Raw genomic sequence first — 12616 nt, 5'->3', positions numbered from 1 at the left:
GACCGAAGCCCGTACGACCGAGGCCCGACCGAAAGCTGAACAGCTGTTCCGCATGCCGGACGTGCTGTCCAGATCTTGGATCCGAGGCGTAGGCTCGAAGACGTCATTTCTGCCGAAGACCGGCTGACGGATCTGCCGAAGGAGCGAGCGACGATGCCCGAGCTGAGGTCCCGCACTGTCACTCACGGCCGCAATATGGCGGGCGCACGCGCCCTGATGCGGGCATCGGGCGTAGCGAGCGAGGACATCGGCAAGCCGATTGTCGCGGTGGCCAACTCCTTCACCGAGTTCGTGCCCGGCCACACCCACCTCGCGCCGGTCGGCCGGATCGTCTCCGAGGCGATCAAGGCCGCGGGGGCCGTCCCGCGCGAGTTCAACACCATCGCCGTCGACGACGGCATCGCTATGGGCCACGGCGGAATGCTCTACTCCCTCCCGTCCCGCGATCTGATCGCCGACTCCGTCGAGTACATGGTCGAGGCGCACTGCGCCGACGCGCTGATCTGCATCTCCAACTGCGACAAGATCACCCCGGGCATGCTGATGGCCGCGATGCGCCTCAACATCCCCACGGTCTTCGTCTCCGGCGGACCCATGGAGGCCGGCCGGGCGACCCTGGTGGACGGCACGGTCCGCAAGCTCGATCTGATCAACGCGATCTCGGACGCGGTCAACGAGAACGTCTCGGACGAGGACATCCTCCGTATCGAGGAGAACGCCTGCCCGACCTGCGGTTCCTGTTCCGGCATGTTCACCGCCAACTCGATGAACTGTCTGACCGAGGCCATCGGCCTCTCCCTGCCCGGCAACGGCTCGGTGCTGGCCACGCACACGGCGCGCAGGGCGCTGTACGAGAACGCCGGCCGCACGGTCGTCGAGATCGCCAAGCGCCACTACGAGCAGGACGACGAGTCGGTCCTGCCGCGTTCCATCGCCACCCGGGCGGCCTTCGACAACGCCATGGCCCTCGACATCGCCATGGGCGGCTCCACGAACACCATCCTCCATCTGCTCGCCGCCGCCCAGGAGGCCGAGCTGGACTACGACCTCGCCGACATCGACGCGGTCTCGCGCCGGGTGCCCTGTCTGGCCAAGGTCGCGCCCAATGTGGCCCCCGGCGGCACGTACTACATGGAGGACATCCACCGGGCCGGCGGCATCCCCGCCATCCTGGGCGAGCTGTACCGCGGCGGTCTGCTCAACGAGGACGTGCACACCGTCCACTCGCCGAGCATCAAGGACTGGCTGGAGACCTGGGACGTCCGCGGCGGCTCACCGTCCGACGAGGCGGTCGAGCTGTGGCACGCGGCGCCCGGCTGTGTCCGCTCCGCCGAGGCCTTCTCCCAGTCCGAGCGCTGGGACACCCTCGACACCGACGCCGCGGGCGGCTGTGTCCGCGACGTCGCCCACGCGTACTCGAAGGACGGCGGCCTGGCGGTGCTGAAGGGCAACCTCGCCGTCGACGGCTGTGTGGTGAAGACAGCCGGCGTCGACGAGTCGATCTGGACGTTCGAGGGACCCGCCGTCGTCTGCGAATCGCAGGAGGACGCCGTCGAGAAGATCCTCCGCAAGGAGATCGCCGAGGGCGATGTCATCGTGATCCGCTACGAGGGCCCGCGCGGTGGCCCCGGTATGCAGGAGATGCTCTACCCGACCTCGTATCTGAAGGGCCGGGGCCTCGGCAAGTCCTGCGCGCTGATCACGGACGGCCGCTTCTCCGGCGGTACGTCGGGCCTGTCGATCGGCCACGCCTCCCCGGAGGCGGCCTCGGGCGGCACGATCGCGCTGGTCCAAGACGGCGACCGGATCAGGATCGACATCCCGAACCGTACGATCGAACTCCTCGTCGCCGACGACGAACTGGCCGGCCGCCGTGCGGCGCTGAACGGCGTGTACGCCCCCGCCGCCCGCGACCGCAAGGTCTCGGTGGCGCTGCGCGCGTACGCGGCGATGGCGACGAGCGCGGACAAGGGCGCGGTCCGGGACGTCTCGCGCCTGGGCTGAGCGCCCCGGTGCGTGCTGCTTCCGGTACGTACTGACGGACGGATTCAGGCGGCGCGCGGCCGTGCGCGGCGCAGGGCAGCGCTACGCACCCGGCCGTGCGCCCCCGCGGGCGTTGAGCCGCGCGGCCTGGCGCGTCAGATGGTCGCGCTCGGCGAGATTCGGTGCCTTCCGGGCGGCCTCGGCGTACAGCCGTGCCGCCGTCGCCGGGTCGCCGTCGCGTTCGTGGAGATACGCCGCCACCGCGGTGTGGCGGGGCAGAGAGTCGTCGTCCAGCGCCGCGAGCGCGGCAAGGCCGGCGCGCGGTCCGTCCGCCTCGCCGACGGCCACGGCGCGGTTGAGCCGGACGACCGGGCTGTCGGTCAGGCGCGCGAGTTCGTCGTACCACTCGACGATCTGCACCCAGTCGGTCTCATCGGCGGTGGGCGCGTCGGCGTGGAGCGCCGCGATGGCGGCCTGCGCCTGGAACTCACCCAGCCGGTCGCGGGCGAGAGCCGCCCGCAGGATCTCGATGCCCTCGGCGATCGACGTCGTGTCCCACCGGCCGCGGTCCTGCTCGGCGAGCGGCACCAGCCCTCCGTCGGGCGCGGTCCTGGCCGCCCGCCGGGCGTGGTGGAGCAGCATGAGGGCGAGCAGCCCCGCCACCTCGGGGTGGTCGATGGTGGCCGCGAGCTGCCGGGTGAGCCGGATGGCCTCGGCGGCGAGGTCGACATCGCCGGAGTAGCCCTCGTTGAACACCAGGTAGAGGACGCGCAGCACGGTGGAGACATCGCCGGGCCGGTCGAACCGTACGCCGGAGACGGTGCGCTTGGCCCGGCTGATGCGCTGCGCCATGGTCGCCTCGGGCACCAGGTAGGCCTGGGCGATCTGGCGGGTGGTCAGCCCGCCGACGGCGCGCAGCGTGAGCGCGACCGCGGATGACGGCGTCAGCGACGGATGGGCGCACAGGAAGTAGAGCCGGAGCGTGTCGTCCACGGCCGACGCGGGTCCGGGCGCCGGCTGCTCGTCGACCAGGTCCTCACGGCGGCGGCGGGCGGTGTCCGCGCGGGTCGCGTCGAGGAAGCGGCGCCAGGCCACGGTGACCAGCCAGCCCTTCGGATCCCGCGGGGGGCCGGCCGGCCAGACGCGGACCGCCTCGACCAGCGCGTCCTGGACGGCGTCCTCGGCCGCCGCGAAGTCGGCTCCGCGGCGGACGAGGACCCCGAGTACGCTCGGCGTGAGGCTCCGGAGCAGGGCCTCGTTCACTGAGAGATCACTCCGTGATGGTGGGAGGCGTGGTCAGGAACGGGCGCAACTCAAGCCACTCGTGAATCGGCTTCCCGTCCGCGCCAGGGGCGGCGGACAGTTCCCCGGCCAGCTCGACGGCGCGCTCGTAGCTGTCGACGTCGATCACCATCCAGCCCGCGATGAGGTCCTTGGTCTCGGCGAACGGGCCGTCGGTGACCGGCGGGCGCCCCTCGCCGTCATAGCGGACGAACGTCCCCTCGGGGGCGAGCGCCTGACCGTCGACGTACTCGCCGGTGCCCTCCAGCCGGTCCGCGAAGTCCTGCATGTACCGCACATGGGCCGAGATCTCCTGCGGCGTCCAGCGGTCCATGGGTACGTCGTTCACCGCCGCCGGAGCGCCGCGGTAGTGCTTGAGCAGCAAGTACTTGGCCATGGTGTTTCTCCTCGGTGCTGGTGCGACCCATTGTGGTCGCGTTCACCTCGGGGACGGAGCCGGGATCGGGTTCTCGACATCGCCGCCGGAATTTTCTTTCGCGGAGCGCCGGGAGGCGCTTACCACCGGTCCGGCCGCCGGCTGTCGACCGCGAAGACGGATCCGTCGGGGGCGGTGGCGAAGACGGCGCCGGGCTCGGTGACGGGTGCGGGCAGCGTGGGCACGAGCGTGTGGGGCCCGTCGTCCATCCGGGGCTTCGTCTGCCCGAGCAGGACCCCACGCTCGGCGTCGACGGCGAGCAGCCGGCCGTCGCCCGCGCTCAGATAGACGCGGTTTCCGGCGGCGGTGGGCTGTGACGCCCGGGTGACCGATGTCTCCAGCCGCCAGCGCAGGCCGACGCTCCCGCCTCCGGCCGCCGCGCTCGCTCCGCCCGCCGCCCCTGCGCCCGCCGCGCCCGCTCCGCCGGATCCGGCGGTGTCGACGGCGAGCAGCGAACCCGTGTACCCGATGACATAGACCGTGTCACCGGCCACGGTGGCCTGTGCCTGGTCGACCGGCGTGGCCAGCGGGACGCGCCGTACGGTACGGGTCGACGCGTCGATCCGTACGACCTCGTTCGTATAGCCGTCGGCGTCCTCGGAGAGCAGGAACAGCGCGTCGTCCGAGGCACCCGCCGGAATCAGGCTTCCCGTCAGCCGCTTCTCCCAGCGCACGGCGCCGTCGGCCGGATCGATGGAGCTCACTTCGGTGGCCCCGCCGTCGGACGACGGAGTCGCGGCGAACAGCGAGCCGCCGCCGGGGCCGGAGCCACTGCCGCCGCCACTGCCGGAGCCGCTGTCGCCGTCGGCGCCGTTACCGTTCGTCGGCGCTGTCCAGACGGTGCCGGTCCCGCCGCGCTGCCGGCTCCAGCGCTCGTCGCCGGTCGCGCTGTCCACGGACCGTACCCGTCCGTCGTAGGCCACGAGCAGCACCGTGTCACCGACATGACGGACGGAGGCGTACGAGGAGAGAGGCGTGGACCAGCGCGTGTCGCCCGAGTCCGGATCGAGCGCCTCCAGCCGGGCCCCGCCGGGGCTGATGACATGCAGTAGCCCGCCCGAGAGAACCGGCGTGGCGCCCACGTCGGCCGCCTCGGCGTTCTTGTCGCCCTTCACGGACCAGTCGAGTCGGCCGTCCGCGGGATCGAGCCTGGCCGCTTTGATGCCGGGAGCCGTGCAGTAGACGGCCGCCTCGGCGGCCGAGCAGACGGGGATGTGATTCTCGCCGCCGCTGTCGGGCAGCTTGATCTGCCAGGGCTGAAACGTCCCGCCGGGCCCCTTCGCCTCCGGCCGCGCGGGGTCGGCGGCGCCGTCTTCCAACGAGGCGCGTGCACCGGCGAAGCCGGCCGCCGCCGCGGCGGCCGCCAGCACCACACCGATGGCCGCCCAGCGTCTGATCCGCCGCCGGGGGCGGGTCGTGGGCCGGCCGCTCTCCGGTTCGGCGCGGCCGGGCCCGGTGCTCTGCGCGTGTTCCACGCTCGCCGCGCGTTCCGTGCTCGCCGCGCCTTCCGTGCTCCGCGCGGGCCTGATCCGGAGATGTCGCGTCCGGGACCCGGCGGGACGGGCATGGGTGGCGGGGTCCGGATCCGCGTTCTCCGCGCGGTCGGGAACGCGCTGCGCCGGTACGAGCGGACTCGCCCGGAGCCCATTCGCCCGGAGCCCACTCGCCCCGGACGACGTCATCCACGCGCCGCGCCGCCCGTCCGGGCCCGGCGCCGACGACGGCCGCAGCGTGGCCATCATCTCGTCCGGGGTCGGCCGGTCGGCCGGCTCCTTCGCCAGACACCGGGTGATCAGCGGCAGCAGTTGCGCTGGGACCCCCGCCAAGTCCGGCTCGTTGTGCACGACTTGGTACGCGACGATGTACGGGCTGTCGGAGTCGAACGGCCCGCGCCCGGTCGCCGCGTGGACCAGTACCGCGCCCATGGCGAACACATCGGCGGCGGGGCCGACTTCACGCGGTCGCTGGAACTGCTCGGGCGCCATGAACGGCGGGGTGCCGATGAGCTTGCCCGTCTCCGTCCGCAGATCACTGTCCGTCGGGCGCGAGATACCGAAGTCGATGACCTTGGGCCCGTCCGACGCCAACAGGACATTGCTCGGCTTGAGATCGCGGTGCACCACGCCGGCCCGGTGGATGTCGCGCAGCCCCTCGGCCAGCCCCGCGCCGAGCCTGGTCAATTCCTCGGCGTCCAGCGGACCGTTCCGCTTCACCCGCTCGGAGAGGGTCGGGCCATCGATGAACAGGGTGGCCATCCAGGGCCGTTCGGCCTCCGGATCGGCGTCCACGACGGGCGCGGTGAAGGCGCCGCTCACCCGGCGGGCGGCGGCGACCTCCTGCCGGAACCGGGCTCTGAACTCGGGATCCGACGCATGGTTGGTATGGATGACTTTGACGGCGAGACGCAGCCCGGAAGCGGAGGTGGCCAGATGGACCACGCCCATTCCGCCCGATCCCAGGGCTGCTTCGAGCAGGTAGCGACCGGCGTAATCCGGACGCTCCGCTTCCGGGGCCGACCCGGTGTTGCGCAGTGGTGGCATCGCCCACCCCCGTGTATTCGTGCGCAAGCGCGACGCACGGAGCCTAGTCGATGATGCGTGCTATCAAGCCATGGGTTGCTAGCCTGCGCGGCGCAGAGATACGCACCTTCAAGGGGGGAGGACCGCATGGCGGTCGAAGAGGTTGAGAGCGGTGTGGGGAATGCCGGGGGCAATGTCGTAGAGGGTGCCGGGGAGGCGTCGGCCGAACCACGGCTCGCCGAGACGGCGGTGGCCGTGGAGACGATGGCGGCGAAGCGGTACGCGGTCCACCCGGACTACCGCGTGAACGTCCGCAGCGGTCCCGGCACGAACTACCGGCTCGTCAAGGTGCTCCCGTACGGCGCGAGCGTCCCGATCAACTGCCAGAAACCGGGGGAGTGGGTCTCCGGCCCGTACGGGACGACGAACCTGTGGGACAACATCGCCAACGGACAGTTCGTCTCGGACGCGTATGTCTACACGGGCAGCAACGGCTATGTAGCGGAGCGCTGCGCCTGACCGGGTGTGCCGGGTGTGCCGGGCTGCCGGGCTGACGGGGTGTGCCGGGCTGACGAGCTGACGGGGCCTGGTGACGCGCGCCGGGGATAATCGCCGCGTGAGCGAGCACCCCGTAGACAGCGAGCACCCCGTAGACCCCGTCAAGCCCGCACGGTCCGTACAGCCCGCACAGTCCGTACAGCCCACGCAGTCTGTCAAGCCCGAGCAGCCCGTACGCCCCGAGCAGCACGGTCACGGCGGCCCCGAGCCCGAGGCCATCCGTTTCTTCGGTACGACCTGGGTCGGCCACGACGGCGGCTACGCACTGCGCCGCGTCGTGGTCGCCGTGGGCTCCCTCGTCACCACCGTTGCCGCCTGCCTCGTGCTGCGTTTCGCGTACGAGGGTCTGGAGATCGCGGACGTGGGCGCGTTCGTCGGGGTGCTCGTCATCGCGGTCTTCTCGGTGTCCGGCGCCATCGCCTTCCGCGGGACCTGGGACGGTTTCCAGCGCCGCCCGGCCGATCCGGCCCGCGAGGAGGCGCTGCGCAGCGTCAGGATGATCGGTTTCATCGGCTCACTGCTGGCGTACTTCCTGCGCTCCCTCGTCGAGGCCCCCGGCGAGGGGCTGCGCCGCGTGGAGTACGAGACGGCCCTCGTCCAGTACGAGCGCCGTCGTAGCGCCCGCACCGGAAACCCGGCCGCCCGCGGTGGCGGCAGCGGCAGCAGCAAGGGCAGGAAGCCCAAGCGCCCGTAGGTCCTGTTCCGGGTCCTGTTCCGGCGCGCCCGGCCGCCGCCAGGATGGGCGTATGACCGAACGCGAACGCGCCCTCTCCTTCGACGCCGTTGCCGACCAGTACGACGAGGCCCGCCCCGGCTATCCGCCCGCACTCTTCGATGCCATCGAGGAGCTGACCGGCCGCCCGCTCAGCGGCTCCCGTGTCATCGACGTGGGCGCGGGCACCGGTATCGCCACGCGCCTGCTGCGCGCACGCGGCGCCCTGGTCACCGCCGTCGAGCCCGGACCCGAGATGGCGGCCCGGCTGCACCGCGCCGCCCCCGGTGTTCCGCTCGTCCGGGGCCTCGGTGACGCGCTGCCCCTCGCCGACGGCTGCGCCGACCTCGTCACATACGCCCAGTCCTGGCACTGGACCGACCCGGCACACTCCGTGCCCGAGGCCCTGCGCGTCCTGCGGCTCGGTGGCGCGCTCGCCCTCTGGTGGAACATCTCGGACGACGACGTGCCCTGGATCGCGGCTCAGGACGAACGTATTCGCCAGTGGGCCGGCGATGTGCACCACGGCGCCCACAGCGCCTCCGGCCGCGCGCGGAATCTGCCGGCCGCCATGGAGCGCGCTGAGCGCCGTATCACCTGGACCCGCCGCGTCCCCCTCGACACCCACCTCGCCAATCTCGGCAGCCACTCCGTCTTCCGTCTGCACGGCGAACAGGCCGCGGCCGACTTCCTCGCGGACGAGCGGACGCGACTGCTCGGTCATTTCCCGGACGGAACCGTCGAGGAGGCATATGCCGTCGAGCTGACGGTCTCCCTCCGCGTTCCCTCCGCGCTTGACGAGCGCATCGGCCGTGCCCATTATTCATCGCATGATGAATTTTACTGAGGGCGCCATCCGCGCCCGCGGTCTCACCGTCCGGCGAGGCGACCGCACGGTGCTGCGCGGCCTCGACTTCGCCGTGCCGCCCGGCCGGATCACCGGCCTGCTCGGCCCGTCCGGCTGCGGCAAGTCGACCCTGATGCGCGCCATCGTCGGCACCCAGGCCAAGGTCACCGGCACGCTGGACGTCCTCGGCCTGCCCGCGGGCGACGGAGCGCTGCGCGCCAGGATCGGCTACGTCACCCAGGCGCCGTCCGTCTACGACGATCTGACGGTGCGTCAGAATCTCGACTACTTCGCCGCCGTGCTCGACCCGGGACGGTCCCGCCGCGACGCCCGCCGCGAAACGGTCGTCCGGGCCATCGACGACGTCGACCTCGCCTCCCACGCCGACTCACTCGCGGGCAGACTCTCCGGCGGCCAGCGCAGCCGGGTCTCCCTCGCCGTCGCCCTGCTCGGGACCCCCGAACTGCTCGTCCTCGACGAACCGACCGTCGGCCTCGACCCCGTACTGCGCCGCGATCTGTGGGACCTCTTCCACCGCATCGCAGCCGAGCGTGGCACCACGATCCTGGTCTCCTCCCACGTCATGGACGAGGCCGAACGCTGCCACCGCCTCCTCCTCATGCGCGACGGCGAGATCCTCGCCGACGACACCCCGGACGCGCTGCGCGCCCGTACCCACGCGGAGACCGTGGAAGCGGCCTTCCTCCACCTGGTCGACGAGGCCAACGCACTCCAGGAGAGCGCCCGATGACCCGCTCGACCCCCGCGACCCCCGGTACGACGACCCCCGGTACGACGACGACCCCCGCCACCAAGACGGCCCCCGGCGCGAGGCCTCCGTCACGCACCACCGCGACGGCCCCGATGTCCGCCGCCCGCACCCTGGCCACCGCCGCCCGCGTGCTGCGCCAGCTGAGCCACGACCCGCGCTCGATCGCGCTGATGATCCTCGTCCCGTGCGTGATGCTCTTCCTGCTCCGCTACGTGTTCGACGGCAGCCCGCGCACCTTCGACGCCATCGGCGCCTCACTGCTCGGCATCTTCCCGCTGATCACGATGTTCCTGGTGACCTCGATCGCCACCCTGCGCGAACGCACCTCGGGCACCCTGGAACGGCTGCTCGCCATGCCCCTGGGCAAGGCCGACCTGATCGCCGGATACGCCCTCGCCTTCGGCCTGCTCGCCATCGTCCAGTCCGTCCTCGCCACCGGCCTCGCGGTCTGGGCCCTCGGTCTCGAAGTGGTGGGATCCGCCTGGCTGCTCCTGCTGGTCGCACTCCTCGACGCCCTGCTCGGCACGGCACTCGGCCTCTTCGTCTCCGCCTTCGCCGCGTCCGAGTTCCAGGCGGTGCAGTTCATGCCCGCGGTGATCTTTCCGCAACTGCTTCTCTGCGGCCTCTTCACCCCGCGCCCGAACATGCAGCCCGCCCTGGAGGCGATCTCCAACGTCCTGCCGATGTCCTACGCCGTCGACGGCATGAACGAGGTCCTGCGCCATACGGACATCACCGGCAACTTCGTCCGCGACGCCGTGATCGTCGCCGGGTGCGCCGCGCTCGTACTCGCCCTGGGCGCCGCGACCCTACGCCGCCGGACGGTGTGACCGACAGTCCGCCCGCCGTCACCCCACCCCACCGTCCCGCCGACCCTCCGCCGTACCGCTCCTCGGACACTTCCCGCGCGCCTCCCGGCCCCGGTGCGAGGATGGATCAGGAAGGACAGCACCAAGGAAAACAGCACACATCCCCACCGGCGAGGTGACCCGCAATGCCCCAGACAGTCGCAGTCCTCGGTACCGGAAAGATCGGCGAGGCCCTGCTCAGCGGCATGATCCGGGCAGGCTGGCGGCCCGCGGACCTGCTGGCCACCACCCGCCGCGCCGACCGGGCGGAGGAGCTGCGCAACCGGTACGGCGTCGAGACCGTCACCAACGCGGACGCCGCCAAGCGCGCCGACATCCTCATCCTCGCCGTCAAGCCGCAGGACATGGGCAAGCTGCTCGACGAACTCACCCCGCACGTCGCCGCCGACCGCCTGATCATCAGCGCCGCCGCCGGTATCACCACCGCGTTCATCGAGGAGCGCCTGACCGCGGGCACCCCCGTCGTACGCGTCATGCCCAACACCCCGGTGCTGGTGGACGAGGGCATGTCCGTCATCTCCGCGGGCAGCCATGCCCTCGCCGTCCACCTCGCCCACGCCGAAGAGATCTTCGGCGGCGTCGGCAAGACCCTCCGCGTCCCCGAGTCCCAGCAGGACGCGGCCACCGCCCTCTCCGGCTCGGGCCCGGCCTACTTCTACTTCCTTGTCGAGGCGATGACCGACGCCGGCATCCTCCTCGGCCTGCCCCGCGCCCAGGCCCATGAACTGATCGTCCAGGCCGCCATCGGCGCCGCCGTCATGCTGCGCGACAGCGGCGAACACCCCGTGAAGCTCCGCGAGGCCGTGACCTCCCCGGCGGGCACCACCATCAGCGCCATCCGGGAGCTGGAGAACCACGGTGTACGGGCCGCCCTGATCGCCGCGATCGAGGCGGCCCGCGACCGCAGCCGCGCCCTGGCCACCGGGAACGGCTGACACCCGGCGGGACGCGGGTGCTCAGCGAATCTCATTCAGCGAATCTCATTCAGCGGGTCTCACTCAGGCGGGTCTCACTCAGCCGGCGGGCAGCAGCCCGATGGCCCGATAGGCGGCGTCGACCACCGGACGGGCCATCGCCCTGGCCCGCTCGGCTCCCTCCTTGAGTACTCCGTCCACATAACCGGGATCCGCGGCCAGCTCCGCGTGCCGCTCGCGCAGCGGACGCAGCAGCTCGACCACCGCCTCCGCCGTGTCCTTCTTGAGCGCGCCGTACGAGTCATACGCACCGGCCAGCTCGTCCGGGCTCCCGCTACCGCACGCCGCGAGGATTTCCAGCAGATTCGCCACCCCCGGCTTGGTCTCCGGGTCGTATTCGACCTCCTGCCCGCTGTCGGTGACGGCACGCATGATCTTCTTCCGGGCCACATCGGCTTCGTCCAGCAGATAGACGATCCCGGCGCCGGACTCATGCGACTTGCCCATCTTCGACGTCGGATCCTGGAGATCCATGACCCGCGCGGCCACCGGCGGCCGGGTCGCCTTCGGCACGGCGAACGTATGCCCGTACCGCTGGTTGAACCGCACCGCGAGATCCCGGGTCAGCTCCACATGCTGCGTCTGGTCATCGCCGACCGGCACCTCATCCGTGCGGTAGGCCAGGATGTCCGCGGCCATCAACGCCGGATACGACAGCAGCGAGAACCGCACGCTCCCCCCGGACGCGAGCGCGCGGGCGCTCTTCTCCTTGTACTGGATCATGCGCCGCAGCTCCCCGTCGGTGGCGGTGCACTCCAGCAGATACGAGAGCCGCACGTGTTCGTCCACATGGCTCTGTACGAACACGACGCACAGGTCGGGATCCAGCCCGGCCGCCAGCAGCAGCGTCGCGGCCTGCCGGCTGAGTCTGCGCACGCGGGCGGGATCGTGTTCGACGGTCAGCGCGTGCAGATCCACCACGCTGAACAGCGCGTCGGCCCGGTGCTGATCGACTTCGACCCATCCGCGTACGGCCCCGAGGTAGTTGCCGAGCGTCAGATGCCCCGTCGGCTTGACCCCGCTGAAGATCCGCGTCATCTCTCTCATCACCCTCCGGATCGGAGCCGCCGCCTCTCAGCGGCCGGCTACCCGAGGGGAGCAACGCGAACGGCCGCCGGAGTGGCGGCCGTTGAGTGCACACGTGTGTGGGCGGCCGCCGTCAGGCGGCCCACCACTGAAGGTTGCACGTGCGCGTTGTCATGGCCCTCAGAGTAGCGGCCGACCCCCCAAGTTGACACGCCAAACACAGATCCGTAATGTTCTCCGAGCTGTCCGACGTGAGCACCGGTCCAGGCCGGTCCCCGGACAGTCATTCCGCAGGACCCACTACAAGCGAGCGACCGCTGGTGTCGCATTGTTTTGTATGAGCTTTTGCGAATGAGGAATCCGCGTTCGATAGGGATGCGGCCCCGATTAGCGTCGGAGCAGCAGATTCCGCTAAAGTCTCACTCGTCCGAACGGCTCAACGGCCGGGAGGACAGCCCACTCTGACTGGGAATCAGGTCCGAAAGGATCTGATAGAGTCGGAATCGCTGGAAAGGGAAACGCGAAAGCGGGAACCTGGAAAGCGGCCCCGCTCCGACGGGGAATCGGACACGAAAGAGTCTGATAGAGTCGGAAACGCAAGACCGAAGGGAAAAGCCCGGAGGAAAGCCCGAGAGGGTG

At 71.1% G+C, this 12616-nt stretch carries 11 protein-coding genes; 7 read left to right on the top strand and 4 right to left on the bottom strand.

The window, feature by feature from the left end; all coding sequences use genetic code 11:
• Positions 1 to 153 precede the first annotated feature (153 nt).
• Positions 154 to 2004 (top strand): dihydroxy-acid dehydratase, encoded by a 1851-nt coding sequence (ilvD, locus tag ABTZ59_RS08980; protein WP_351393010.1) that lies wholly within the window; start codon positions 154 to 156, stop codon positions 2002 to 2004.
• Positions 2005 to 2085: 81 nt separating this feature from the next.
• Here ilvD and ABTZ59_RS08975 read toward each other — a convergent pair whose 3' ends face one another.
• The 3 genes from ABTZ59_RS08975 to ABTZ59_RS08965 form a co-directional block, all read right to left on the bottom strand.
• A complete protein-coding gene (locus ABTZ59_RS08975) occupies positions 2086 to 3246 on the bottom strand; it encodes an RNA polymerase sigma factor (RefSeq protein WP_351393007.1) in 1161 nt (386 codons plus the stop codon).
• A 7-nt stretch (positions 3247 to 3253) separates the two neighbouring features.
• Positions 3254 to 3661 carry a YciI family protein gene (locus ABTZ59_RS08970; protein WP_351393005.1) on the bottom strand — a complete coding sequence of 136 codons (408 nt, stop codon included), beginning with the start codon at positions 3659 to 3661 and terminating at the stop codon, positions 3254 to 3256.
• 119 nt (positions 3662 to 3780) lie between these two features.
• Positions 3781 to 6240, bottom strand: coding sequence for a serine/threonine-protein kinase (locus tag ABTZ59_RS08965; RefSeq protein ID WP_351393002.1), 2460 nt, complete (start codon positions 6238 to 6240; stop codon positions 3781 to 3783).
• Positions 6241 to 6366: 126 nt separating this feature from the next.
• On the opposite strand from ABTZ59_RS08965, the gene ABTZ59_RS08960 reads away from it, so the two are divergent.
• From ABTZ59_RS08960 to proC, 6 genes are all read left to right on the top strand, one after another.
• A complete protein-coding gene (locus tag ABTZ59_RS08960) occupies positions 6367 to 6738 on the top strand; it encodes an SH3 domain-containing protein (protein ID WP_503002438.1) in 372 nt (123 codons plus the stop codon).
• A gap of 256 nt (positions 6739 to 6994) precedes the next feature.
• Positions 6995 to 7471, top strand: a complete 477-nt coding sequence (locus tag ABTZ59_RS08955; RefSeq protein WP_351393487.1) for a hypothetical protein — start codon at positions 6995 to 6997, stop codon at positions 7469 to 7471.
• A gap of 52 nt (positions 7472 to 7523) precedes the next feature.
• The gene (locus ABTZ59_RS08950) at positions 7524 to 8336 is read left to right on the top strand and encodes a class I SAM-dependent methyltransferase (RefSeq protein ID WP_351392999.1); all 813 of its coding nucleotides are present in this window, start codon (positions 7524 to 7526) and stop codon (positions 8334 to 8336) included.
• Positions 8320 to 9087 carry an ABC transporter ATP-binding protein gene (locus tag ABTZ59_RS08945; RefSeq protein WP_351392995.1) on the top strand — a complete coding sequence of 256 codons (768 nt, stop codon included), beginning with the start codon at positions 8320 to 8322 and terminating at the stop codon, positions 9085 to 9087. Before ABTZ59_RS08950 ends, ABTZ59_RS08945 begins: the two co-directional genes overlap by 17 nt.
• A complete protein-coding gene (locus ABTZ59_RS08940; RefSeq protein WP_503002435.1) occupies positions 9084 to 9938 on the top strand; it encodes an ABC transporter permease in 855 nt (284 codons plus the stop codon). Before ABTZ59_RS08945 ends, ABTZ59_RS08940 begins: the two co-directional genes overlap by 4 nt.
• Positions 9939 to 10102: 164 nt before the next feature.
• The gene (gene proC / locus ABTZ59_RS08935; RefSeq protein ID WP_351392992.1) at positions 10103 to 10912 is read left to right on the top strand and encodes a pyrroline-5-carboxylate reductase; all 810 of its coding nucleotides are present in this window, start codon (positions 10103 to 10105) and stop codon (positions 10910 to 10912) included.
• 78 nt (positions 10913 to 10990) lie between these two features.
• Here the strand turns inward: proC and trpS are convergent, their stop codons facing one another.
• Positions 10991 to 11989 carry a tryptophan--tRNA ligase gene (gene trpS / locus ABTZ59_RS08930; protein WP_351393481.1) on the bottom strand — a complete coding sequence of 333 codons (999 nt, stop codon included), beginning with the start codon at positions 11987 to 11989 and terminating at the stop codon, positions 10991 to 10993.
• Positions 11990 to 12616 lie beyond the last annotated feature (627 nt).

The sequence above is a fragment of the Streptomyces sp. NPDC094034 genome, assembly GCF_040303865.1.
Lineage (GTDB): Bacteria > Actinomycetota > Actinomycetes > Streptomycetales > Streptomycetaceae > Streptomyces.
The sequence above is the reverse complement of the archived record's forward strand: the minus strand, read 5'-3'. Positions and strand labels throughout refer to the sequence as shown.